The sequence below is a fragment of the Asaia sp. W19 genome (assembly GCF_003994335.1).
In the GTDB taxonomy this organism is placed as follows: Bacteria; Pseudomonadota; Alphaproteobacteria; order Acetobacterales; family Acetobacteraceae; genus Asaia.
The window spans coordinates 1-1,173 of record NZ_PNQZ01000174.1; the positions used below are offsets into that span (position 1 = coordinate 1).

The window sequence follows — 1,173 nt, forward strand, 5'->3', positions numbered from 1 at the left end:
AGGCACATAGCCTATMCCGGCCTCCCGGAAAGCGCCCGGTCCGGCGGCGCGCATGACGCGCCCGGCAACATGGACCTGCCCCTCCTGTGGCACGCTCAGCCCGGTAAGCAGATCGGCAAGCTCTGCCTGTCCGTTTCCGGTGACCCCCGCGACGCCCAGGATCTCGCCTGCGCGAATGTCGAGTGAAAGCGGCTGCAGCCGCACACGCCCTGAGGAATCGCGGCAGCAGACATCCTGCAACGCAATCACAGTTTCCTGCGAGCAGCGAGGAGTAGCACGGGGATAGGTGGTTTTCTGCTCGACCGGGCGACCAATCATTTCGGTTACCAATGTGGCCGGTGTCGTATGGGCAATTCTGTGCGTGCCGGCCACACGCCCATGACGAAGAACCGTCACGCAATCGGCCAGCGCCATGATCTCGTCGAGCTTGTGACTGATCAGAATGACCGCGCCACCGCCATCACGGAAGCGGCGCAACGCGGCATAGAGTTCCCCGACCTCGAGCGGGCTAAGAACGGCGGTTGGCTCATCGAGAATGAGCATTCGCGCGCCACGTGACAGCACGCGCAAGATCTCGACACGCTGCTGCTCACCCGAGGTGAGACTGTCTATCGGAGTATCGGCCTTTATCTCAAGGCCGAACCGGGAAGCTTCGGCCTCCGCGCGCCGAATGATTTCCTTGCTGCTTAGCCACCGTCCTGTTTCGCTCCAGCCGAGCGCGAGATTTTCAGCCACTGTGAAGCGCGGGACGAGCTTGAAATGCTGATGCACCATGCCGATCCCGGACGCGATAGCCGCCTCGGGACTGTCGAACCGAACGCCATAACCATCAAGGATCAATTCGCCTTCATCGGCCTGATAGAGGCCGGTGACAATATTCATCAGGGTCGATTTGCCCGCACCGTTCTCACCGAGCAATGCGTGAATTTCCCCGGCGTAAAAATCGATCGAGACGTCCTTGTTCGCAATCACGCCGGGGAAATACTTGGCCACCCCGGAGAGCGAAAGAAGAGGCGGCGTGCCTGCCGGGAGATTTGCCGGACGCGTTTCCGGCATGTGATCGGCGCCAAAGGGTGGAACGGCTTCAGACAAGACCCGACACTCCCTCGACCTGCCAGTTCCAATGGAAAATCTCCATATCGGTCATCGTCTGAAGCCGTTCACCCTTTGGCG

The 1,173-nt window shown here is 60.8% G+C and carries 1 protein-coding gene; it reads right to left on the reverse strand.

Annotated elements, in window-relative coordinates; all coding sequences use genetic code 11:
- A partial coding sequence (locus C0V97_RS17730) for an ABC transporter ATP-binding protein (protein ID WP_233582261.1) occupies nt 1–1,092 on the reverse strand: 1,092 nt, incomplete at its 3' end.
- Between the last annotated feature and the right edge of the window lie 81 nt (nt 1,093–1,173).